The organism is Streptomyces buecherae (assembly GCF_014295035.1).
GTDB classification, from domain to species: Bacteria; Actinomycetota; Actinomycetes; order Streptomycetales; family Streptomycetaceae; genus Streptomyces; species Streptomyces youssoufiensis.
The window spans coordinates 5,042,678-5,063,982 of the sequence record NZ_CP060404.1 but is presented as its reverse complement, the minus strand read 5'-3'; the positions used below and the strand labels follow the sequence as shown (position 1 = coordinate 5,063,982).

Here is a 21,305-nt window from a genome sequence, read left to right as displayed (position 1 = left end):
AAGGGAACACGGCAGGTGAGCCAGGAACGCGAGTGGAATCAGGGTGTGGCGGCCCTGTTGCGGCACACCGCGTGGCAGCACCCGAAGCGGTACGTGGGGCCGCACGGCGACTCGTGCTACGTGGCCAGCGAGGCCGCGGACAGCCCCCTGGCCAACCTCATGCAGAGCATGGAGGACGGCGCGCTCGACCACGTGGCGTCGGTGACCGAGCACGCCCGGGCCACCCTGCACAGCACGGCGTCGGAGGACCAGCTCCGGTGCGCGCTGAGCGAACTGGTGCTCTCGTCCGAGAAGGCCCTGCGGATCGCCGCGTGCCGGGGCGAGCGGCTGACCGCCGACGCGGCGGACGAACCGGCCGATGACGAGGACACCACCCCCACCCGCTGACCCCTGCCCCCCTGACCCCTTTCCCCGATCCTTTCCCCTCCCTCTCCTCCCGGCCCCGTACGGTCTCGTCCGGCCTCGTCCGGTGCCACCCCGTTCTCATACGGTCTCGTGCGGTCCCATCCGCTCTCGTGCGGTCTCCCTTCCGGTCCGGTGTGGTCTCGTACGGTCGCTGGCGCGCGGGCTCGGGGCGGCGGGGCGTGGGGGTTGGCGCTGGGCCGGTTCGCCGACGTCGCACGTCGTGGCGTGGGCCGCGTCGGTTGGACGGTCGGGGCGCGGCGTACGAGAGTGGGGGCCGCGCGGTGCGCGGAAGTGGAACCGCGGGGCGCGAAACGTAGAGAGAGGTAGCTCGCATGGCACAGCAGGTGCGTGGCGTGGTGGCCCTGGGCAAGGGGCAGCCGGTCCGGGTGGAGACCATCGTGGTGCCCGACCCGGGTCCGGGCGAGGCGGTCGTACGGGTCCAGGCGTGCGGCGTGTGCCACACCGACCTGCACTACCGTGAGGGCGGCATCAACGACGACTTCCCGTTCCTGCTCGGGCACGAGGCGGCGGGCGTCGTGGAGTCGGTCGGCGACGGGGTGAGCGACGTGGCGCCCGGCGACTTCGTGATCCTGAACTGGCGCGCGGTGTGCGGCCAGTGTCGGGCGTGCAAGCGGGGCCGCCCGTGGTACTGCTTCGCGACCCACAACGCCACCCAGAAGATGACCCTGGCCGAGGGCCCGTCGGCCGGCGCCGAGCTGACGCCGGCGCTGGGCATCGGGGCGTTCGCGGAGAAGACGCTGGTGGCCGCCGGCCAGTGCACCAAGGTGGACCCGGCCGCCTCGCCGGCCGCCGCCGGCCTGCTCGGCTGCGGCGTGATGGCCGGCATCGGCGCCGCCATCAACACCGGCAACGTGGGCCGGGGCGACTCCGTCGCTGTCATCGGCTGCGGCGGTGTGGGCATCGCCGCGATCGCGGGCGCCCGGCTGGCCGGGGCCGCCAGGATCATCGCGGTGGACCTGGACGACCGCAAGCTGGAGCAGGCGCGCGGACTCGGCGCCACGCACACCGTCAACGGGCGCACCACGGACGTGGTCGAGGCCGTGCGCGGGCTGACCGACGGCAACGGCGCCGACGTCGTCATCGAGGCGGTCGGCCGCCCGGAGACGTACCAGCAGGCGTTCTACGCCCGCGACCTGGCCGGCACCGTCGTCCTGGTCGGCGTGCCGACGCCGGAGATGAAGCTGGAGCTGCCGCTGCTCGACGTGTTCGGGCGCGGCGGGGTGCTCAAGTCGTCCTGGTACGGCGACTGCCTGCCCTCGCGCGACTTCCCGATGCTCATCGACCTGTACCAGCAGGGGCGGCTCGACCTCGACGCGTTCGTCAGCGAGACGATCACGCTGGACGACATCGAGGAGGCGTTCGCCAAGATGCACCGCGGCGAGGTGCTGCGTTCGGTGGTGATCCTGTGACCGGCGAGGCGCGCATCGACCACCTGGTCACCTCCGGGACGTTCTCGCTCGACGGCGGGACGTGGGAGGTGGACAACAACGTCTGGCTGGTCGGCGACGACCGCGAGGTGTACGTCATCGACGCCGCGCACGACGCGCGGGCCATCATCGACGCGGTCGGCGACCGGCGGCTGCTCGGCATCCTGTGCACGCACGGCCACGACGACCACATCGACGCGGCCCCCGAGGTCGCCGACGCCACCGGGGCGCCCATCCTGTTGCACCCGGAGGACGAGGCGCTGTGGCGGATGCGGCACCCGCACCGGGCGCCGGACGGGCGGCTGGTGGAGGGTGACGTGCTCACCGTCGCCGACACCGAGTTGCGGGTGCTGCACACGCCCGGGCACTCCCCCGGCGCGGTGTGCCTGTACGCGCCGACGCTGACGGCCGGGGCGCCGGACGAGGGCGGCCTCTCGGGCGTGGGCACGCTGTTCTCGGGCGACACGCTGTTCCAGGGCGGGCCCGGCGCCACCGGGCGCTCGTACTCCTCGTTCCCGACGATCATCGACTCGATCCGCGACCGGCTGCTGACGCTGCCGGCCGAGACGGTGGTACGTACCGGGCACGGCGACTCCACGACGATCGGCGCCGAGGCGCCGCACCTGGAGGAGTGGATCGCGCGCGGCCACTGAGCGCGGCTCGGCGAGGGCCGGCGCGGGGTGCGAGCCCGGCGTCGGCCCTCGCCGCTGTCGTTCCTGGTCGCATTCGATCTTGAGAAGAAAAATGGGAAAAAATTCGGACATACCCGAACCTTTCATCCCCAGTGCCGCGTCCTCGCTTGTGTAGTCCCGACCCTCGCGCCTCGGTAGTCGCCGGGCGTGACGACGCAAGGAGATGAGTGACATGGCAGCAAGGACGCGCCGCGCCCGCGTGACGGCGGCGACCCTGGCTCTCGGCGTGGCGGCGGGCGGTGCGGCGCTGGCCCTCGGCACGGCCTCCGCGCAGGCCGCCGACACGACGAGGGCCGCGGCCCCGGCGAAGCCGCACGTAACCGTCGACACCCGCAGCACGAAGCCGCTCAACGTCCGGATGTACCCGAGCGAGGACGCCACGGACGCGGGCAACCTCAAGAACGGCACCGTCGTCGGCGTGGACTGCAAGGTCCGCGCCCAGCAGGTCCAGGACAGCACCTACTGGTACAAGATCCGCGGCAAGGAGCAGTGGATCACGGCCGAGTTCACCAAGAACCCCTCCGGTACCGCGCCGCTGTGCAAGGACTTCTTCCCGGCCAAGCAGGCCACCCAACAGGGCAAGGCCGTGGGCTGACCCCGCTCGCCCACATATCGCGACGCCGGGCCGCACACGACGGCCTGACCGGGCCAGCACCGCTGGCCGGCACGCCCCGCCGGGCGCTGAACCACCAGCGCGCCGACGGGGCGTTCCTCTTGCCCGCCGTCGCCCAGCAGCCACCCCGTCGCCGCTCAGCCGCCGATCAGGGGGTGGCCGGCGGCTCCCAGGCGGCGACCAGGTCGAGGAGGCCGGGGAAGCGGTCGTTCAGATCGGCGACGCGGACGTGGCTGCGCCGCTCCAGGCCGTACTGGCGCTGCCGGATGAGGCCCGCCTCGCGCAGCGCCTTGTAGTGGTGGGTGAGCGACGACTTCGGCCGGTCGATGCCCAGCCAGGAGCAGGGGTGGTCGAACCGCTCCGACTCCAGCAGCAGCTTGCGCACGATGAACAGGCGCAGCGGGTCGCTCAGGGCGCCCAGGACCGTCTCCAGGCGCAGTTCCGCCGGGGCCGGCTCCGGCAGCGGAGCGGGCAGGTCGGCGGGCTCGGGCAGCACCCGGGCGGCCGGAACGGTGTGCGTACTCGACGGCATGGGCCGCCTCCCGTCGCTCGATTGCCTCAGTACGGACGGTACGGATCGTACGGACCGCGCCGACGCGGCACCGGCCGGACTCAGTACGAGATTAATCGTACTGCATGCTAAGTTCGACTCAACTCGTACTGGAGGCAGCGAAGGGGCGGGCATGCCGGGACGGCGTACGGCCGCGGGGGCGGTGGTGACGGTGCGGGGCGGCGGGCTCCCCCGCACCGACGCCGTGGGAGGGCCGGCGGGCGGGCGCGCGGCGGTGCCGCTGTGGTGGGTGTGGCTGGCGGCCTGGCCCGTCACGGCGGTCTTCGCGCTGTCGAACGCGGCGACGCCGCTGTACGTGCTGTGGCAGGACGAACTCGGCTTCTCCGGCACCACGTTGACCGTCGTCTTCGCCAGCTACATCGTCGGCCTGCTCGCGTCGCTGCTCTGCTGCGGCGTGCTGTCCGACCGGTTCGGCCGCCGGCCCGTGCTGCTGCCCGCCCTTGGCCTCGCCCTGGCCGCCTGCCTCATGTTCGCCACCGCGCACCACGTCGCGGTGCTGATCGTGGCGCGGTTGTTCACGGGGCTGGCCGTCGGGGCGGCCGTCTCCGCGGGCATGGCCGCCGTCACCGACGTGGCGGGCCCCGACCGGCGCCGGCTCGGCGCCCTGCTGGCCTCATCCGCCATGGTCTTCGGCGCCGGCCTGGGGCCCCTCCTGTCGGGCGTGCTGTCCGAGACGCTGCCCGCGCCGACCGTCACCGTCTTCGTCGTGGAGGCGGCGCTGCTCGGCACGGCCGCGCTGGTCGTCTGGCGGATGCCGGTGCCGGTTTCGGCGCCGGCACCGGTACGTCACGCGTCGGCGAAGCCGGCCGGGGGTGGGGACGGGGACGGGGACGGGGACGGGGACGGGGACAGGGTTGTCTCGGTGCGGATGCCGGGGGTGCCACGGGGCAGTGGGTGGCACCTCGCGCTGGGTGTCGCGGTGTTCGGGCCCGGCATCGTGGCGACGTCGTTCGTGCTCTCGCTCGGGCCCTCGCTCCTGACCGGCCTGCTCGACAGCGACAGCCGGATCGTGCCGGGCGCGCTGGCGTTCTCGATGTTCCTCGCCTCGACGTGCGTGCAGTTCGCGGTCCAGCGGCGCTCCCGGCACACGATCCTGGTCGGCGGGGCCGTCAGCATCGTGCTCGGCATGGTGACGCTGGTCGTCGCCGTGCACACCTCGGCCGTCTGGGCGCTGGTCGCCGCCGCCGTGCTCGCCGGGGCCGGCCAGGGCATGGGCCAGCTCGGCGGCCTGTCCCTGCTCGCCTCCGGCGTCCCGCCCCACCGGCTCGCCGAGGCCAACGCCGCGTTCAGCGTCGGCGGTTACGCCCCGGCCGGCGTGCTCGCGGTCGGCGCCGGGTACCTCACCGACGCCGTCGGGCTGACCGGCGCGGCCACCGCCTTCGGGGTCACCCTGGCGACCGCGGCCGGCCTCGGCGGCGCCCTCGTCCTCGCGCGCCGGAACCGCGAGGGGCGCGGCGGGCCCGCACCGCGCTGACCCCGGCCTGCACGGGGCGATCTCGCGGGGCGGCCTCGCGGGGCGGCGATACGGGGCGGCCTCGCCGGTCCGATGGGGGCGCCGCGCACGGCAGGGGTTCCCGCCGCGCGCGACTCTCTGACCCGCCGTCAGCCGACGAGGGCCGTCCAGGTCTTCGGGCCCGCCTCGCCGTCGACGACCAGCCGGTTGGCGTCCTGGAAGGCGCGGACCGCGGTGCGGGTCACCGAGCCGAAGCCGCCGTCGACGGCCAGGCCCGCGCTGTGCTTGTTCAGCACGGTCTGCAGGCCCCGCACGTGCGAGCCCGAGTGGCCCTGCCGCAGCGTGTACACCAGGTGCGGCCACGTCTTCGGGCCGACCTGGCCGTCGGCCACCAGCTCGCGGGCCGACTGGAACGCCTTGACCGCGCGCACGGAGACCGCGCCGGAGTCGCCGTCGGCGACCAGCTCGTGGCCGCGCCGCGTCAGCACGTACTGGAGCGCCTTGACGGTCGCGCCCCCGGCCCCCGGGTCGAGGGTCGGCCAGCCGCCGCCCAGGTCCACGCCACGGGCGGCCAGGTAGCTGACGGGGTTGGTGATGCCGCCGAGGCCGCCCGAGTGGACCTCGAAGTGCAGGTGCGGGCCGGTCACGTTGCCGGTCGCGCCCATGTCGGCGATCCGCTGGCCGGCGCCGACCCTGGCGTTCAGGCCGACGCGGAACCTGTGGAGATGCCCGTAGTAGGTGTACCGGCCGCCGCCGTGCGAGATGACCAGGCCGTTCCCGCTGCGCCCGCCGAGCACGCCCGAGCCGCGCCGGATCACGGTGCCGGCCGCCGCGGCGTAGATGGCCGTGCCGACCGAGTTGGTGACGTCCTGACCGGCGTGCGGGCCGCCGCCGCGCGGGGCGCCGTAGTGGCCGCCCTTGGGGAAGTGGCCACGGGCGGGGTTGCACCACTGGCCGTTCTTGAGGGACCCGGCGGCGGACGGCGCGGCCACCGCCGGCGACGCGAGCCCCGACGCGCCCGTCAGGGCCAAGCCGAGGCCGGCCCCGGCGCCGAGCAGCAACCCCCTGCGCGAGAGGCCCACGGGGCCGAGGTCCGCCGCTGCCCGTTCCGCGCCGTCGACCGGACCGCACTGCTCACACATGTCCCATCCTCCTGAAGTCGCTGTCGGCCGGTACGCGTCGGCCGCCGGCTGTCGGCTGTCGGCTGTCGACCGACGCGGGCCAGCCGGCCGGCCGGTCGTCGCCCACCAGGTGGGCCGCCGACCGGCCCGGGGTGGCCGGAGCCCGTCGGGAGCCGGCCGTACGCGGGCGATGTCCCGGCGCCGAGGTCGCGGTGTAGCCGGTTCTACGCGCGTCACTCCAGGGGCGTGACGCACCCACGGCAGGGCGGCGGGAACTGTTCGTCGAGAGCATGACAGACAACGGGCGGATGCTCCACGGGTACGGGAGCGGCGGTGGGGGTTCCCGGCGGGGGTTCACCGCCCGTGCCAACGCCCGCGGGCGCCCGTTCACTTCGCGTACGCGCGCCACAGCCGGCGCGCGCAACCGGCCGGTCGCGCGCGCCGGACGGCGGCGTCACGCGTCGCGGGTGGACAGCGCTCGGAGCCAACCGGCCAGCGCGGCAGCGGTCACCACACAGGCCAACGCCGCCACCCACAGCGCCCCGTCCACGGCCCCCGCCGCCTGCCCCGCCCACGCGCCCGCGCCCGACTCCGCGCCCGCGCCGGCTCCCGCGCCGGCTCCCGTGTCGGTGGGGCCGTCCGCCGTCGGGCCGACGAGCGCCACGCCGAGCCCCGCCGCCACGGTGACCACCGTCTTGGTCACCCCGGACGCCTCCCCCGCGCGCCGGGGGTCGATGACCGCCTGCGTGGCGGCCAGCGTCAACGCGTTGGCGAGGCCGAGGGCGGCGCCGGCGGCCGTGGCGGCGCACAGGTAGCGCGGGAGGGTGCCGGCGCCGGCCATCGCGCCGAGCCCCACGGCACCCGCGACCAGACACCCGGCCATCACGGCGACCGCGCGCGAGGGCGCGACCCGCCCCGCCACCACGCCCGCGCCGGCCATCGCCGTCGCGGGAGCGAGGAACGCGCACCCCGCCTCCCCCGCCGACAGCGTCCACGTGCCCTGGAGGGCCAGCGGGGTGACGTAGAGGAAGACGACCGTCGCCGCGTTGGCCACCGCCCCGGAGCCGGTGAGCGCGACGTACGGGCCGTTGCGGAACAGCGACAGGTCCACCAGCGGATCGGGCGCCCGCCGCTGCCGCCGTACGAAGCCGGCCAGCGCCACCCCGCACGCCCCGAGCGTCGCCGCGCTCGCGCCCGACCACCAGCCCCAGGCGGGCCCGCGGTCGACGAACAGCCCCAGCGCGGCCAGCGCCACCGTGCCCGCGACCAGCCCCGGCCAGTCCCAGCGCCGCGCGCGCCCGCCCTCCCGGACGCCCGCGCTACCCCGCCACATCGCGCGCCACCCGCCCCGCGCCGACCGCGCACCCCACCCCGCGCGCGGGGACCGCTCAGCGCGCCGGGAGCGCGCCGAGCACCCGGCGCGCGCCGGGTGCTCGGCGGCCCAGGCGGCCAGCGCGGCGCAGCAGACGAGCGGCACGTTCAGCCAGCAGACGGCCCGCCACGACAGGGCCTGGGTCAGGGCCCCGCCGACGAACGGGCCGCACGCGGTGGCCACTCCGCCGAGGCCGAGCGCCCAGCCGGTCGCGCGCCCGCGCAGCGCGGGCGGGTAGGCGCCGGTCAGCAGCGCGAGCCCGGCCGGCATGAGGCAGGCGCCGCCGGCGCCCTGCACCACCCGGGCCGCCACCAGGGCGGGCAGCCCGGGCGCGAGCGCGCACGCGGCCGACGCCGCCCCGAACAACGCCAGCCCCAGGAGCAGCATCCGCCGCCGCCCCCACAGATCGCCGAACCGCCCGGCCCCGACCATCAACGACCCGGCGGCCAGCAGATAGCCGCTCACCACCCACCGCACGCCCCCCGCCCCGCCCGAGCCCGCCCCGCCGGCGGATTCCGGCCCTCCGGACGCGTCGGGCGAGGCCGCCGGCGCGGGCGCGGGCGCCAGATCGGCCGCGATCTGCGGCAACGCCAGGTTCAGGGCAAACGCGTCCAGTTGCACGCAGCACACCGCGAGGGCCACCGCGACCAGCACCCACCGCCGCCCCCGAACAGCACCGCCCGTTCCCGGCGCGCCGCCCGGCCCCCCGTCCACCGCACCCTTGTCCGCGCCGCCCGGGCCGCCGCCCACCGCCGGGCCGCTGCCCGACGCTTCGTACGGCCCGGCCACGGCCTCCCCGTACGCCCCGTCGCGCCCCGCGCCCGCTTTCCTCCGCGCTCCCGGCGCGTCCCATCCCCGTCCCGCTGTCATGGCGTCGCCCTCCCGGCGTCCGTGGCCCGCTTGCCCGTCCACCCGCCACCCGCGACGCGCGCGGCGGGGTACCGCTCCGGAGGGGGGAGAGGGGCGCCAGAAACGCGGCGACGGCTGTGCGTCACGGGGTGCGCGAGAGGTCGAGAGGTCGAGAAGTCGAGAGGTCGAGAGGTGGGAGCGCGGGACGCGTGGGGTGCGAGCCGGCGCAGCGCCGGTGCGGGCGTCCGCGTCCGTACGGGGACAGGGGCCGGAAGGGCCAGAGGAGCCCGGTCGCGGGCCGGAGGGCGCGCGAGGCCGAAGGGGCCGGGTCGTACGGCGGCGGCGCGAGCGGCGGAGGGCCGCCGAGGTGGCGGGAGCCGCCGGGGCGCGCCGTGCCCGTCCACCGTACGCGGGCGGGTGGGGGTACGCCTACCCGTACGCGCACCCGGGCCGGGTGCCGGTCGGGCGGCGTTCGACGGGCCCGGCGGGCGGCGGGGTGCCGCGACGTGGGGCGGGCCGCCGGCCCGTGACACCATCGGCAGGGTGATCGACCTAGGCTACTCCCTCTCCCCCCGCTTCCCCGACCCGCCGCAGACGGACTACCGGACGGCGGACGCGTACGCGCTGCGGCACGACCTGTTCTGCGGGGACGTGTACCTGGCCGACACGAAGGCGGACCGGGAAGTATCCACAGCCTGGGGATGGGTGCCGGTCTTCGACTTCGCCTGGGCGCTGTGCGACATCGTGGAGCAGCTCGACCGCGACCCGCGCGGCAGCCGGTCCGCCCAGCCGGTCCACGCGGAGCTGGACTTCACCGAGTCCAGCGACCGGATGCTCTTCGAGCGCCGGTTCGGCTGGGTGGACGTCACGGCGGACTGGGTGCCGCTTGAGGAACCGCCGTTGACGTTCAACCACGCCGCGCTGCGCCGCGAGGCCCGCGACTTCCTGCACGACGTGATCGCGGACCTCACGGACATGCACGAGGGCCTGGCCGACAACCCCGTGGTCTGGGACGTACAGGCCCGCTTCCCCCGCGTCTGACCCCTCCCGCACGGCCCCTCCCGCACGGCCCGGCCGTCGTACGCCGGCCCCCCGTGCCCCCGTACGGTCAGGCCGCGTCGCGCTCCGCCATGTGCCGCGCGATCCGGTCGAACAGCACGGTCAGCGGCTCGCCGACCTCCCGGCCGAACTGCGCGTCAGCCCGGACGTCCAGCACGTCCTGGGCCGCGCCCCGCGCCCCTTCACCGACTGGGTGGCCCGCAACGTCGCCGCCTTCCGCTGAGAGCTGAGACCGGCCGGCGCCAGCCGCGCCGCCCCCTCGCCCGGCGGCCCGCCGCCGGACGGCGAGGCCCCGGCCCGATGTCGTGGCCAACCGCCGCGCGTCGGGCCGGCCCGGGGCCGCGACCGATGCCGCGACCGGGGCCGGGGCGCGTCGCCGGGCAGGCGACCCCGCCAACCCCGCCGGCCACGCCCGACGGGCCGCGAGCCCAGCCGGCCCCCTCGCCGGGCCGCCCGGCCGGCCCCCGTCAACCACCTCCACCAACCACCGCCCCCACCAATCGCCCACGCCGTCGCTACGCCTCCCCCGGCGGCCCCTCGTCGGCCACCCGGACGCCGAGCTGGGCGGCCATCGCCGGGGCCAGGTCGAGGAGTTGGGTGGGGCTGATGACCGCGCCGGAGAGGGCGTCCAGGCCACGGGCGATGTCGAGTTCGACCACGCGGCGCAGGTCCACGTCCGTCATCCGGGCCGAGGTGAAGTCCACCCGGCGCAGCACGCAGTTCGCGAACGAGACCCGCTCCAGCGTGGCGCCGCCGAAGTCGGCCTCCACCAGGACGCAGCCGTCGAACGTCACGTCCCTGAGCTTGGCCGTGCGCAGGTTCAGGTAGTCGAACTTGCCGCCCCGGACCAGGACGCCCTCCCACGAGCCGCCGTGCGCCTGGGTGCCGCCCAGCCGGGCGTCGGTCAGCTCCACGTCGCGCAGCGAGGCCGTCGACAGGTCCGTCCCCACGCCCCGCACCTCGGTGAGGACGGAGTCGATGAACCGGGCGCCCGCGAGCACCGTCTCGCCGAGCGCGCAGCGCCGCACCTGGCAGTCCAGGAACCGGGCGCCACGGGCCGCCTGGTCGCTCAGGTCGAGGTCGGTGAAGTCCTGCCCGTCGTAGTCCCCCTCGGCCTCCAACGCGCCGCCCCCGTACGGCACCAGAGCGGGCAGCGGCACGCTCGGGCGGCGCGGCGCCCGCACCCCGTCCCCGTCTCCTCGCCGGCCGCCCGCGCCCGCCGCACCGGCCCGCCGTCGCCCTCGCTCCGCCACGCCTTCCGCCCTCCGTCATCGCGCCGACCACCCGACCACGCCCGCTTCTCGCCCCTGCCCTCCCATCGTGCACCCGGGGTCTGACATCGCCCCGCGACCCGCTGTGACCTGCGGCGCTTGACTTCACCTTTGGTTGAAGTCGGACGCTCGTCGCATGAACGCGGCCCCCCGGGGCCCTGACCGATGGAGATCGCCATGCACGCCGTTCGTCTGCACGCCTTCGGGCCCGCCGAGAATCTCACGTACGAGCAGACGGAGGACCCGCGCCCCGCGCCCGGACAGGTGCGGATCAAGGTCGCGGCGGCGGGGGTGCACGTCATCGACACCACCTTCCGCTCGGGCGACCCCAACGCCCCGTACGACCTGCCCGAGTTGCCGACGATCCCCGGCCGCGAGGTGGCGGGCACCGTCGACGGGCTCGGTGACGGCGTGGACCCCTCGTGGCTCGGCCGGCGCGTGGTGGCGCACCTCGGCCTGGTGCCCGGCGGTTACGCCGAACTCGCCGTGGTCGCCACCGAGAAGCTGCACGCCCTCCCCGACGACCTGCCCTTCGACCACGCCATCGCCATGATCGGCACCGGCCGCACCACGGTGGGCCTCCTGCTCTTCGCCGAACTCACCGCCGACGACGTGGTGGTGGTCACCGGGGCCGCCGGCGGCATCGGCACGCTGCTCACGCAGTACGCCAAGCACGTGGGGGCCACCGTGGTGGGCCTGGCGGGCGGGCCGACCAAGGTCGCGCGGGTGGCCGAACTGGGCGCGGACATCGCCCTCGACTACGACGCCGCCGACTGGACCGAGCGGGCCCGCGCCGCCCTCGGCGACCGCGCGGCCACCCTCGTCTTCGACGCCGTCGGCGGCGAGCGCGGCCTGGGCGCCGTGGACCTGCTCGGGCGCGGCGGCCGGCACATCGTCTACGGCTGGGCCGACGGCCCGCTCGACCTGAGCGAGGCGGAGTTGGAGCGGCGCGGCATCACCTCGCGGCAGGTCGTCGGCAAGCCGATGCTCGACCGGATCGGCGGCCCGGCGGGGATGCGCAAGCTGGAGGAGGACTCGATGGCGTTGGCCGCGTCCGGCGTCCTGGTCCCGTCCGTCCACCGCTTCCCGCTCGCCGAGGCCGCGGCGGCGCACCGCGCGATCGAGACCCGCGGCACGATGGGCAAGGTCGTCCTCATTCCCTAGCCCCACCCGGGCCCCGGGCGAGCGGCCCGCTAGTCAGCGCGTCGGAAGCGGAAGGTCTTCGCGCCCGACGGGCCCGGCGGGACGGCCTCCAGCGTGTCCCCGTCGACCACGATCTCCAGGCTGGTCGGGACGTTGGCCGACACGCACGGCGAGCCGAACGCGAGACGGTACGTCCGCTCGCCGCCCTCGCCCTCGTCCACCTCCGCCACCTCGGCTCCGCCGCACAGCCTCGTCGGCGAGGTGCCGAGCGTGGCCTCGCCGCCCTCGTCGACCCGGAGCACGGCCCGGTCCGCGAAGTCGGCGTACCCGGGCGGCTGTGGCCCGTCCGCCACCCACTCCCCCTCGATCGGCTCCGGGGATGACTCCTCGGAGCACCCGGCCAGCAACAGGGCCACGGCCAGGGCAGGCACGGCGAGCGTGCGACGCATAGGGATCTCCCGGTGGCGGAGGGGCTGGTGGGCCGGCCACAAGTCAAGCAGGCGCCTGTCCCCGTCCGCTGCTGGTTCGCCGCCTTCGCCGTGGGTGGGGACAGGTCTCAGCCCACGTACCGCAACGCGTGCGAGGTGTTGTTGAGCCGTTGCCCGCCGGTCTCCGTGCAGGTCACGATGTCCTCAATGCGGACGCCGAACCGGCCGCGCAGGTAGATGCCCGGCTCGATCGAGAAGCACATGCCCGGCACCAGCGGCAGGTGCTCGCCCTCGACCAGGTACGGCGGCTCGTGTGTGGTGACGCCGATGCCGTGGCCGACCCGGTGGACGAAGTACTCGCCGTAGCCGGCCTCGGTGATGATCCGGCGGGCCACCCGGTCGATCTCCTGACAGGCGACCCCGGGGCGCACCGCCTCGAACGCGGCCTGCTGCGCCGCGCGCACGACGTCGTGCACCGTGCGCTCCTCCGGCGTCGCCTCGCCCACGTGCACGGTGCGGGTGGTGTCGGAGCCGTATCCGTCCTTGAGGCCGCCGAAGTCGAGCACGACCATGTCGCCGTCCTCGATCACCCGCTCGCCCGCCTCGTGGTGCGGGCTCGCGCCGTTCGGCCCCGAGCCGACGATGGTGAAGTCGACCTGGCTGTGGCCGTGCGCGCGGAGCAGGTCGGCCAGGTCGGCGGCGATGTCGAGTTCCCGGCGGCCGGCGAAGCGCGCCGTCGAGATCTTCTCGTACACGGCGTCCGCCGCCGCGCCCGCCGCGGCCAGCCGCCGCACCTCGTGCGCGTCCTTGACCGCGCGCAGCATCGGCAGCACGGCGGTGAGCGCGTCGTACGTCGTGTCGGGGCGGGCACGCCGCAGGGCGAGCAGGTGCAGGGCCCAGGCGGAGTCGGCGATGCCGTACCGGCCGCGCGGGTCGAGGAGCGTGCCGGCGATCTCGTACGGGTCGTCGCCGTCGGTCCAACTGACCAGTTCGACCGCGCCCGCGCCGACGGCGTTCGCGGCGTTGGCGCGCTCAAGCCCCGGCACGAGCAGGCGCGGCGGCCGGTCCGGGGTGATGACCAGGGCGGTCAGCCGCTCGCTCGGCGTCACGTCGGGGTAGCCGCACAGGTGGGTCAGGTCGGGCCCCGGGGTGACGATCAGCCCGGCGAGGCCCGCGTCGAGCGCCGCCCGACCGGCCCGGGCCATCCGGGCGGCGTAGTCCTCGCGGGTGAGGGGCGCTGGCTGGTCAGCGGCTTCGACCATGTCTCTCCTCCGAGCGGGACGGCCGTTTCGGCTGGTGGCGGCTGGTGACGCTGGTGCCGGGTCAGCTCAGCATCGCGCAGCCGGTCCCGCCCCGCGAGGGGACGCGGGCCCGACCGGCGAGCCGACGGCCGCACACCCGGCACACGCCCGCCCGACCCTCTGGACCCTCGACGCGGGCACGCCCCGACAACCGCCTCCTCTGTGCGGGCACGCCCCGGCAACCCTTGGCACGAGTACGCCCGGGCACCCGAACGCCCGCGACGTGCCCGCCCCTTGTCGCACGCCGCGACGCCCCCGCGCGCCAGCGCGCGCACGGGCTCGGGCCGCCCGCGCGGCCCGCTCCCGGGGGCCGTTCACTCCGGGAAGCCGCGCCCGATCCGTACCGCCGCGTCCACCAGTTCGCTCACGTGCATCCGGCCGGCGCTGCTGGGCATCCGGTTGCCGGGCCAGTACGCGGAGAGGGCCGCGACCACCCGGCCGCCGGGCCCGTACACCGGCGCGGCGACCTCGGCGCCCTCGCGCTTGCGGACGTCGATGCTCTGCGCCCAGCCCTGCCGCCGCACGCTGGAGAGGGAGGCGGCGGTGAACCGCGACCCGCGCAGCATCTCGTGCAACACCTCCGGCTCCTCCCAGGCGAGCAGCACCTGTGAGGTGGGGCCGGCGTTCATCGGGAAGGCCGCGCCGACGGGCACCGAGTCGTAGGGGCCCGACGTGTCGTACGAGGGGGCGGGCGCCGCGGCGACGCAGATACGCAGGTTGCCGCGGCGGCGGTAGAGGCGGGCGTTGGCCCCGGTCACGTCGCGCAGTTCGGCCAGGACCGGATTGGCCACCGTCAACAGCCGGTCCTGGCAAGCCTGTACGGCCATCACCCCCAGTCGCGGTCCCAGGATGAACCGCCCGTGCTTGTCCCGTGCCAGCAGCCGCAACCGCTCCAGCGCGAGCACCAGCCGGTGGGCCGTCGGGCGCTTGAGACCGGTGTCGGCCACGAGCCTCGTTAACGAGGCCGGGCCGGCTTCCAGGACCCCCAGCAGAAGAGAGGCTTTGTCGAGGACACCGACGCCGCTGAGCGGTTGCTCAGGGGCCAGCGTCTTCTCCGGACTAGTCGTCGTCATGCGTGTGTCTCCTCATCGGACCGGCCCCGCGGTGTGCCAGGACCGTCCACAACCACGGCTTCGTTGCGGATGTCGAGCGATAACGGGCGGAGGTTCGACGGGACTGGGGGAAGACTGCCGACCTCCGCCACCGCTGGCGCTCCGGGAGGAGTTGCCACCGGTGGGATTCATCATCCTTAGTTGGCGCGGATTCCAATTCCCACGGACATGTCTATCCGCCCGGATCGAACACCCGCAATGACCACTACAGGAAGCTGCCAGCCCCAGCGGGACACCAGCAATAGTTTGCCTTTCGCGTATTCGGCCACCGCTCAACCCAAACGGCTGTTCTCGGCAACAGATGCCCCACCCGTCGCCACTCGCCCCCCACAGGGCTCCACAGGGCACCGCCGCCCCGCCCGCCACCGTCACGCACCACGCCCCGCCTCGGCACCGGGCGCCATCTCGTATCCCGTACGCCCCGTACGCCAACCCCGCCGACCCCGCCGCCCACCCGCCCGGCGGCGGCTGCCACCGGGCGGGCGAGGTCGCGGGCGGTGCGGGCCACGGCGGCGGTGCGGGCGCGCGGCCTCGCCCCGTTCAGCGCGGCTCCGGCACCGGCGACGGGGCCGAGGCCGGGGCCGGGGCCGAGGCCGGGGCCGGGGCCGAGGCCGGGGCCGGCGTTGAGCCCGAGGTCGGGGCCGCGCCCGTGCCCGGGGGCGCGGCCGGGGCCGCCGGGAGCAGGCCCAGTTCGGCCGCCCGGACGCCCGCCTGGAACCGGGAGTCGGCGCCGAGCAGCGACATCATCTCCGCCACGTAGCGCCGGTACGTGCGCACCGAGACCGACAGCTCGCGCGCGGCCACCTCGTCCGTGACGCCCAGCCGCAGCCACTCCAGGATCTGCCGGAGCATCTCCTTGCGGCTCCGGTCGCCGTCGTCCAGGCGTTCGCCCGCGGCCAGCGACTTGCGCCAGATGCCGGTGAACAGCGTCCGCATGGCCTCGATGACCCCGGGGTCGCGGATGGTCGACGCCCGTCGACCGACCGCCGCGTCCGCGCAGACCAGGGCCGCCCGGCCGTCGACCACGACGGCCGCGAGCAGCGGGATACGGGCCACCCGGACCTCCAGCGGCACCGGCCCGCCGGCGTGCCGCTGCACGAACTGCCGGTCCAGCGCGCCCGGCGTGCACAGCAGCCGGGCGCGCACCCCGCGCCGCCCCGCGCCCTGCCCCCGGCCGGCGCCCCCCGCGGCGTCGGCGTCGGGCTGGGCGCGAGAACCGGCCACGGTGCCGGCGGTTCCGCTTCGGGCCGCCGCGCGGGCCTCGTCCCCGGGGCGGCCGTCGCCGCCCTGCGCCGACAGCCAGTCGCCCAGCGCGGAGTACAGCACCTGGGCGTGTCCCGCGTCTCCCGCGAGGACGATGTCGACGCTTTCCCGCGCCTCGCCGAACAGCTTCTGCGCGGTCGCCAGAATGTCGTTCTCCTGACTACCGACCGTCGCCACCCACGCATTGCGGGACTGTCGGTCCCGGTGTTTCACCACCGTCGACTCGACGAGCGCCCGCACCGCGAGGAGTTCCTGCGCTATGTCGTCCTCGGTGGACGCACTACTCGCGCCGGTCGCGGCGTGTACGAATTCCCTCAACTCATTCACCCCCGTGAATTCCACCCCGTGCGGTGCGCCGTTCCGTGACGCCGACGGCCCGTTGGCCGGCAATCGCGGCACGGGCTTCCGGCGGCCCCGCCGACGCGGCGTATTCGGCCGTCGTCGGCGGGCGAACGCCGCCACCTCCCGGGTTCCTCTCTGGCTTCGCGGACCGAACCCGTCCGGCCCCTTCCCGCTGGCCCCTCTCCGGCCGATCCACTTCCGCTGATCTCGCCCCGGACGGCCCTCTCGGGCCGCCGCTCAGGCCGGGCCGAGCAGCCCGAGTTCGTACGCCCGAACGCCCGCCTGGAAACGGGAGTTGGCGCCCACGTCGCGCATGATGGCGGCGACGTGGCGGCGGTAGGTGCGCAGCGAGACCTGGATCTCCCGGGCCGCCACGTCGTCGGTGCGCCCGGCACGCAGCCGGTCCAGGATCTTGCGTACGGAGTCGGTGCGCAGCCGGTCGGCGAGCCGCAGGTGCTCGGCCATCGGCATCGCGGTGCGCCAGGCGGCGGCGAACATCAGGTCGAGGACGCGTACGGACGCCGGGTCCTCGATCACCGAGGCGTACCGGCCCGACTGCCCGGGGCCCGCGTGGACGAAGGCCGTCTGGCCGTCCACGATCACCCCGCCCTGGAGGTCACCCGTCTCCACCCGCACCTCGTGGCCGGCCAGGCCGCGCCGCACGGCGGTCGCGACGCCCGGCGTCTCCAGCGCGTCCGCCGCGCACAGGACGCGCACCGCCACGCCCCGGTTCGCCACTCCGGAGAGCTGGTCGAGGAGCGGCGCGAGCGACTGGGCCTGGTCCGGGCAGCTCGACACGATGACGCTCACGCCGTGCCTGGCCTGGGCGATCAGTTGGTGCACGGTGCGGCGGGCGGCCGGCCCGTCGTCGGTGACCACCATGGCGGTGGGCTGCTCGCCGCGGCGGCGGTGCAGGCTGACGGCCGACTCGATGAGTTCGCAGACCTGCCGCAGCGCGTGCTCCACCGCGTCCGGGTCGCCCGCCTCGTCGCCCGCGCCGGCCTCGCGCCACTCGACGTCGGCCCGGCCCACTTCGCGCGCCCCGTCCGGGCCCCACGCGGGCGCGTTCCGCCCCGCCTGCCCGGGATCGGCCCACCCGAGGCCCGCCCGGCCCCCGTCGCCGCCCCGTACCTCGTCGGCCCATCCGTCGCCGCCCCGTACGCCGCCGGTCCACGCCCCGCCGTGTCGTGCGGCGCCGGCCCGTGGGCCGTCGGCGCGGGCGGCGGCCGGGTGCTCGCGGGGCGCGTCGGCGGGGCAGGCGTACGCGGCGCCCGCGGCCTCCCGCTCCGCGCCGCTGGCCGCGCGCCGCGCGCCGGCCGCGCCCCGTCGCGCGGGTCCGCCCTGGGGCGGAACGCCGCGCTGCGGAACGCCGCGCGGTGAAAGGCCGTGCGGTGAAAGGCCCTGCGGCGGGGCGTCCGAGGCGGCGGCGCCGTGCGTGGGCGCACCCGCCACGGGGGCGAGGGGTTCGCCCGGGCCGCCCCCCGTAGCGGCCCGCGCTCCCCACCTCGCCCCCGCCGGTCCGCCGGGGGCCGTCCCCCGTCCCCCGTCCAGGTGGCCGTGCTCGCTTTCGCGTACGGAATCCGCCGCGCCGATCACCACGGATTCCGCCGTGGAATCCCGTGCCGCACAGTGCGCGGAATGCGCGGCGGCCGGTGTCCGACGGAGTGCCGGCATTTCCGGGCGGCCGGCCTGTCCGGTATCCGGAAGGCCGACCGGGTGGGCGGATGCCGCGCCGTGCCGCACTCCCAGCGCGCTGTTCAGCGAAGCCCTTACGGGGTTCGCCAGCGAGCCTTTCCGTGGAGTGGTCGACGCGGATGGTTCTGAGTGGGTGGATGGGTCCGGATGTGGCTGGGTCAGTGGATTCGTATGCGGGCTCGTATCCGTGCTCTGTGACATCGTCGCCAGTTCTGCCATGACTCCCCCATGCGATGCGCGGCGCGGCGTTCCCGAACGTGTCGTCAACGCTTCGAACACACAGGTGGAGCGAATCGGCCGCGTTATCGACAGATTCGGTTGATGGAAAATGCGGTGACGGGTTCGTTGTTCTCCCCGACGCCGCGTCCACCTGTGCGCCACTCGTTCTTCACTCACGAACTTCGCTCATGAGCCGGTGTGCATTTCCGTGGCTGGAATGACCCACCCACTGCGCCGCGAGATTAGTTCGCTGGCCGCGACCCAGTCAACGCACCCCAGAAGGCAAAGAAAAGGCAAAGACCCCGTTGTGTACCGGGTCCGTTACGGGGCTGCCCCGACGGCGCAACGCGCCTGACAGCAAACTGCCGGCGCCGGCCGAAACGTGCGCCCCTCGACGCCGCTTCCTCCACACGCCGCACACGCGTCGCTACGTCGCGCGAGCGCGCGCCGGCGAGTTGTCCGGTTGTGGACAGCCGCGCCGCCCGATTGGCAAGTGTGTGTCAGTTACGGAATCCTTACCTGCCCCCGGCCAACGACCGATGGCGCGATTCCGCCCCCCTAGCCGCGCGCGACCCCACCACGGCCCACCGCCATGCCGCCGGCCGACGGGACAGCGGGACGCCGGAACATCGGGAGGATGGAACCCCGGAACTCCGGAACACCGCCGAGCCAGCGGGTCCGCCAGGCCACCCGCCCGTACGCTCGCACCCCCGGCCGCAGCCGGGCGCCGCGCGACCGACGCGCCGCCACGTACCGCCACGCACCGCCACGCGCCGAGCCCCCGCCCCGACCCTGGCCGCGCCGCGCCGACACTGGTACCGCAGCCCAGGCCAGGGCGCTTCGCCCGACGCGTAGGAGACCGCTCGTGCCCGACCCCCACCACCCGACGACGGACGGCCCCGACCCCGAACCCTCCCCGGCCCCGGACAGCGGCCCGGCCCCGGACCCGCATCCGGCCCCGGACCCACATCCGGACTGGGGCTCGGTCTCCGGCTTGGGCCCGGGTGTCGCCCCGGACACCGACCGCCCCGGCGCCGCCGGCGCACGCGCCGCCGCCCCGGGCGCGCCGCCGCCCGCCGAGCCTCCCCCGCCGGTCGCCCCGCACGGCGCGCGGGCGGCCGGCGAGCCGGCCCCGCTGCCCCCGTTCCTCGGCCGGCCGCGTGCGGGCACCCGGTGGCGGGTGCTCGCGGTGGTCGCCGCCGGCGGCGCGCTCGGCGCCAGCGCACGCTACGGCGCCGGGCTGCTCTGGCCCACGGAGCCGGACGCCTTCCCGTGGACGACGCTGGGCGTGAACGTCGTCGGCTGCGCGCTCATCGGCGTCTTCCTCGTCGTCCTCCAGGAGGCGTGGCAGGCGCCCCCGCTCGTACGACCCTTCGTCGCCACCGGGGTGCTCGGCGGGTTCACCACCTTCTCCACGTACGCCGTGGACGTGGAGCGCCTCGTCCACGACGGCGAGGTCACCACCGCCCTGGGCTACCTGGCGCTCACCCCGCTGGCCGCGCTGACCGCCGTCTGGGGCGCGGCGGCCGGCACCGACCGGCTGCTCGCCGGACGGCGGGCCCCGGCATGACCTGGCTCCTGGTCATGATCGGCGCGGCGGTGGGTGCCCCGCTGCGCTACCTCACCGACCAGCGGGTACGCGCCCGCTACGCCACGCCCATCCCCGGGGGAACGTTCCTGGTCAACGTGGTGGGAAGCCTCGCGCTCGGGCTGCTGACCGGCGCCGCCCTCGCGGGCGCCGCCGGCTCGCGGTGGCAGGCGCTGCTGGGCACGGGCCTGTGCGGGGCGCTCACGACGTACTCCACGTTCTCGTACGAGACGCTCCACCTCGCCGAGACGCACCACCGCCGCCTCGCCGTCGCCAACGTCGTCGCGACGCTGCTCGTCGGCCTCGCCGCCGCCTTCGCCGGCGCGGCGCTGGGACGCGCCCTGTGGGGCTAGCCGCCAGCCCCGGCGCGCGAGCCGGCGCTAGGCCCCGGCCACCCGTACGCCGGAGCGCCGCCCGGACCGTCGGGCGAGGGGGGCCAGGTGGCGCCACTGGTCCAGCGGGAGGGCGGCCGGGTGGGCCGGCAGGGCCTGGAGGCAGACGTGGTCGGCGCCCGCCGCGAGGTGGGCCGTGATCCGCTCCGCGATCCGCTCGTCGTCGATCGCCACGAGGGCGTCGACCAGGCGATCGCTCCCGCCGTCGGCGAAGTCCGCCTCCGTGAAGCCGAGCCGCTGCCAACTGGCCCGGTAGGGCGCGGCCGGCAGGTAGCCCGCGATGTGCCGGCGCGCCCGCTCCCGCGCCCGCTCGGCGGGCAGCCCAGCCACCACGGCCTGCTCGACGATCAGGGCGCGATCCGGGCCGAGCGCCGCCCGGGCCCGCGCCGTGTGCTCCGGCGTGACGAGGTAGGAGAACGCGCCGGCCGCCCGGTCCCTGGCCAGCGCGACGGCCCGCGGGCCCAGCGCGGCGAGCACCCGGGGCGCGCCGGGCGCCTCAGCCGCCGGCGAGCCCTCGATGCCGGCCAGCGCGAGGAGCGGGTCGGGCGCGTCGAGTTGGTCCAGGTGTTCGCGCAGCGCCGTCAGGGGCCGCTCGTACCGCAGGCCCAGCACGCCTTCCACCAGCCGCGCGTGCGAGGTGCCGAGGCCCAGCACGAAGCGCCCCGGGTGGGCGTCGAGCAGCGCGCGGGCCTGCCCCCTGACCATGCGCGGATGCCGCCCCCAGATCACCGCGATGCCCGTGCCGACGACCAGCGAACGGGTGGCCGCCAGCAGCGTGCCCGCCTCCATGAACGGGTCGCGGACGAGCCCTTCGCTGAGCCAGAGGGCGCCGTACCCGAGCGCCTCGATCTCGGCCGCCGCGGCGGCGGACTCCGCCGGTGGCCGCAGGTCCATGCCGGGCACCCAGAGGCCCACGGCGTTGAGGAAGGGCAGGGTCGGCTCCACGGGTGATCTCCCCACTAGAATAC

At 75.8% G+C, this 21,305-nt stretch carries 19 protein-coding genes and 1 pseudogene; 10 read left to right on the top strand and 10 right to left on the bottom strand.

What is annotated here, in order from left to right:
• Positions 1 to 15: 15 nt before the first annotated feature.
• From H7H31_RS19885 to H7H31_RS19870, 4 genes are all read left to right on the top strand, one after another.
• Positions 16 to 387: a hypothetical protein gene (locus tag H7H31_RS19885; protein WP_187062269.1), complete on the top strand. Its 372-nt coding sequence runs from the start codon at positions 16 to 18 to the stop codon at positions 385 to 387.
• A 350-nt stretch (positions 388 to 737) separates the two neighbouring features.
• Positions 738 to 1,835: an S-(hydroxymethyl)mycothiol dehydrogenase gene (locus H7H31_RS19880; protein ID WP_187062268.1), complete on the top strand. Its 1,098-nt coding sequence runs from the start codon at positions 738 to 740 to the stop codon at positions 1,833 to 1,835.
• Entirely contained in the window at positions 1,832 to 2,506 is a 675-nt protein-coding gene (locus tag H7H31_RS19875; protein ID WP_187062267.1) for an MBL fold metallo-hydrolase, read from the top strand. Before H7H31_RS19880 ends, H7H31_RS19875 begins: the two co-directional genes overlap by 4 nt.
• Positions 2,507 to 2,717: 211 nt before the next feature.
• Positions 2,718 to 3,140 (top strand): SH3 domain-containing protein, encoded by a 423-nt coding sequence (locus tag H7H31_RS19870; protein ID WP_187062266.1) that lies wholly within the window; start codon positions 2,718 to 2,720, stop codon positions 3,138 to 3,140.
• Positions 3,141 to 3,306: 166 nt separating this feature from the next.
• Here H7H31_RS19870 and H7H31_RS19865 read toward each other — a convergent pair whose 3' ends face one another.
• Positions 3,307 to 3,690, bottom strand: a complete 384-nt coding sequence (locus tag H7H31_RS19865; RefSeq protein WP_187062265.1) for an ArsR/SmtB family transcription factor — start codon at positions 3,688 to 3,690, stop codon at positions 3,307 to 3,309.
• Between the two features lie 181 nt (positions 3,691 to 3,871).
• On the opposite strand from H7H31_RS19865, the gene H7H31_RS19860 reads away from it, so the two are divergent.
• On the top strand, positions 3,872 to 5,203 hold the full coding sequence (locus H7H31_RS19860) for an MFS transporter (RefSeq protein WP_443728869.1): 1,332 nt from the start codon (positions 3,872 to 3,874) through the stop codon (positions 5,201 to 5,203).
• A gap of 128 nt (positions 5,204 to 5,331) precedes the next feature.
• Here H7H31_RS19860 and H7H31_RS19855 read toward each other — a convergent pair whose 3' ends face one another.
• Positions 5,332 to 6,324: a peptidoglycan-binding protein gene (locus H7H31_RS19855; RefSeq protein WP_187062263.1), complete on the bottom strand. Its 993-nt coding sequence runs from the start codon at positions 6,322 to 6,324 to the stop codon at positions 5,332 to 5,334.
• Between the two features lie 433 nt (positions 6,325 to 6,757).
• On the bottom strand, positions 6,758 to 8,464 hold the full coding sequence (locus tag H7H31_RS19850; protein ID WP_232109971.1) for an MFS transporter: 1,707 nt from the start codon (positions 8,462 to 8,464) through the stop codon (positions 6,758 to 6,760).
• Between the two features lie 603 nt (positions 8,465 to 9,067).
• Between H7H31_RS19850 and H7H31_RS19845 the strand changes: the two genes are divergently transcribed.
• Positions 9,068 to 9,565 (top strand): hypothetical protein, encoded by a 498-nt coding sequence (locus H7H31_RS19845; protein WP_187059548.1) that lies wholly within the window; start codon positions 9,068 to 9,070, stop codon positions 9,563 to 9,565.
• Positions 9,566 to 9,704: 139 nt separating this feature from the next.
• Positions 9,705 to 9,806, top strand: a pseudogene (locus tag H7H31_RS19840) (NmrA family transcriptional regulator); the annotation flags it as partial.
• A 292-nt stretch (positions 9,807 to 10,098) separates the two neighbouring features.
• Here the strand turns inward: H7H31_RS19840 and H7H31_RS19835 are convergent.
• Positions 10,099 to 10,767, bottom strand: a complete 669-nt coding sequence (locus tag H7H31_RS19835; protein ID WP_187060380.1) for a pentapeptide repeat-containing protein — start codon at positions 10,765 to 10,767, stop codon at positions 10,099 to 10,101.
• 264 nt (positions 10,768 to 11,031) lie between these two features.
• On the opposite strand from H7H31_RS19835, the gene H7H31_RS19830 reads away from it, so the two are divergent.
• On the top strand, positions 11,032 to 12,018 hold the full coding sequence (locus H7H31_RS19830) for a zinc-binding dehydrogenase (protein ID WP_187060379.1): 987 nt from the start codon (positions 11,032 to 11,034) through the stop codon (positions 12,016 to 12,018).
• A gap of 29 nt (positions 12,019 to 12,047) precedes the next feature.
• On the opposite strand, the gene H7H31_RS19825 is transcribed toward H7H31_RS19830, so the two are convergent.
• From H7H31_RS19825 to H7H31_RS19805, 5 genes are all read right to left on the bottom strand, one after another.
• Positions 12,048 to 12,446, bottom strand: coding sequence for a hypothetical protein (locus tag H7H31_RS19825; RefSeq protein WP_187060378.1), 399 nt, complete (start codon positions 12,444 to 12,446; stop codon positions 12,048 to 12,050).
• A 107-nt stretch (positions 12,447 to 12,553) separates the two neighbouring features.
• The gene (locus H7H31_RS19820) at positions 12,554 to 13,687 is read right to left on the bottom strand and encodes an aminopeptidase P family protein (protein WP_187060377.1); all 1,134 of its coding nucleotides are present in this window, start codon (positions 13,685 to 13,687) and stop codon (positions 12,554 to 12,556) included.
• 353 nt (positions 13,688 to 14,040) lie between these two features.
• Positions 14,041 to 14,799 (bottom strand): IclR family transcriptional regulator, encoded by a 759-nt coding sequence (locus H7H31_RS19815; protein WP_187060376.1) that lies wholly within the window; start codon positions 14,797 to 14,799, stop codon positions 14,041 to 14,043.
• 579 nt (positions 14,800 to 15,378) lie between these two features.
• Positions 15,379 to 16,419 (bottom strand): helix-turn-helix transcriptional regulator, encoded by a 1,041-nt coding sequence (locus H7H31_RS34130; protein WP_232109970.1) that lies wholly within the window; start codon positions 16,417 to 16,419, stop codon positions 15,379 to 15,381.
• A 261-nt stretch (positions 16,420 to 16,680) separates the two neighbouring features.
• Positions 16,681 to 17,895, bottom strand: a complete 1,215-nt coding sequence (locus tag H7H31_RS19805; RefSeq protein WP_187059766.1) for a helix-turn-helix transcriptional regulator — start codon at positions 17,893 to 17,895, stop codon at positions 16,681 to 16,683.
• A 1,597-nt stretch (positions 17,896 to 19,492) separates the two neighbouring features.
• Here H7H31_RS19805 and H7H31_RS34125 point away from each other — a divergent pair.
• Together H7H31_RS34125 and crcB are read left to right on the top strand one after the other, a co-directional pair.
• Positions 19,493 to 19,927 (top strand): fluoride efflux transporter FluC, encoded by a 435-nt coding sequence (locus tag H7H31_RS34125; protein ID WP_187060064.1) that lies wholly within the window; start codon positions 19,493 to 19,495, stop codon positions 19,925 to 19,927.
• Complete coding sequence (crcB, locus tag H7H31_RS19795; RefSeq protein ID WP_187060062.1) at positions 19,924 to 20,298, top strand: fluoride efflux transporter CrcB; 375 nt, start codon at positions 19,924 to 19,926, stop codon at positions 20,296 to 20,298. The genes H7H31_RS34125 and crcB overlap by 4 nt, the downstream gene beginning before the upstream one ends.
• A 27-nt stretch (positions 20,299 to 20,325) precedes the next feature.
• Here the strand turns inward: crcB and H7H31_RS19790 are convergent, their stop codons facing one another.
• Positions 20,326 to 21,282, bottom strand: coding sequence for a TIGR03620 family F420-dependent LLM class oxidoreductase (locus H7H31_RS19790; RefSeq protein WP_232109969.1), 957 nt, complete (start codon positions 21,280 to 21,282; stop codon positions 20,326 to 20,328).
• Between the last annotated feature and the right edge of the window lie 23 nt (positions 21,283 to 21,305).

Bases quoted from the DNA above. Each gene is read 5' to 3' on its own strand.
- H7H31_RS19820 (WP_187060377.1), bottom strand. From the start codon at position 13,687: ATGGTCGAAGCCGCTGACCAGCCAGCGCCCCTCACCCGCGAGGACTAC.
- H7H31_RS19855 (WP_187062263.1), bottom strand. From the start codon at position 6,324: ATGTGTGAGCAGTGCGGTCCGGTCGACGGCGCGGAACGGGCAGCGGCG.
- H7H31_RS19870 (WP_187062266.1), top strand. From the start codon at position 2,718: ATGGCAGCAAGGACGCGCCGCGCCCGCGTGACGGCGGCGACCCTGGCT.
- H7H31_RS19865 (WP_187062265.1), bottom strand. From the start codon at position 3,690: ATGCCGTCGAGTACGCACACCGTTCCGGCCGCCCGGGTGCTGCCCGAG.
- H7H31_RS19830 (WP_187060379.1), top strand. From the start codon at position 11,032: ATGCACGCCGTTCGTCTGCACGCCTTCGGGCCCGCCGAGAATCTCACG.
- crcB (WP_187060062.1), top strand. From the start codon at position 19,924: ATGACCTGGCTCCTGGTCATGATCGGCGCGGCGGTGGGTGCCCCGCTG.
- H7H31_RS19880 (WP_187062268.1), top strand. From the start codon at position 738: ATGGCACAGCAGGTGCGTGGCGTGGTGGCCCTGGGCAAGGGGCAGCCG.
- H7H31_RS19815 (WP_187060376.1), bottom strand. From the start codon at position 14,799: ATGACGACGACTAGTCCGGAGAAGACGCTGGCCCCTGAGCAACCGCTC.
- H7H31_RS19825 (WP_187060378.1), bottom strand. From the start codon at position 12,446: ATGCGTCGCACGCTCGCCGTGCCTGCCCTGGCCGTGGCCCTGTTGCTG.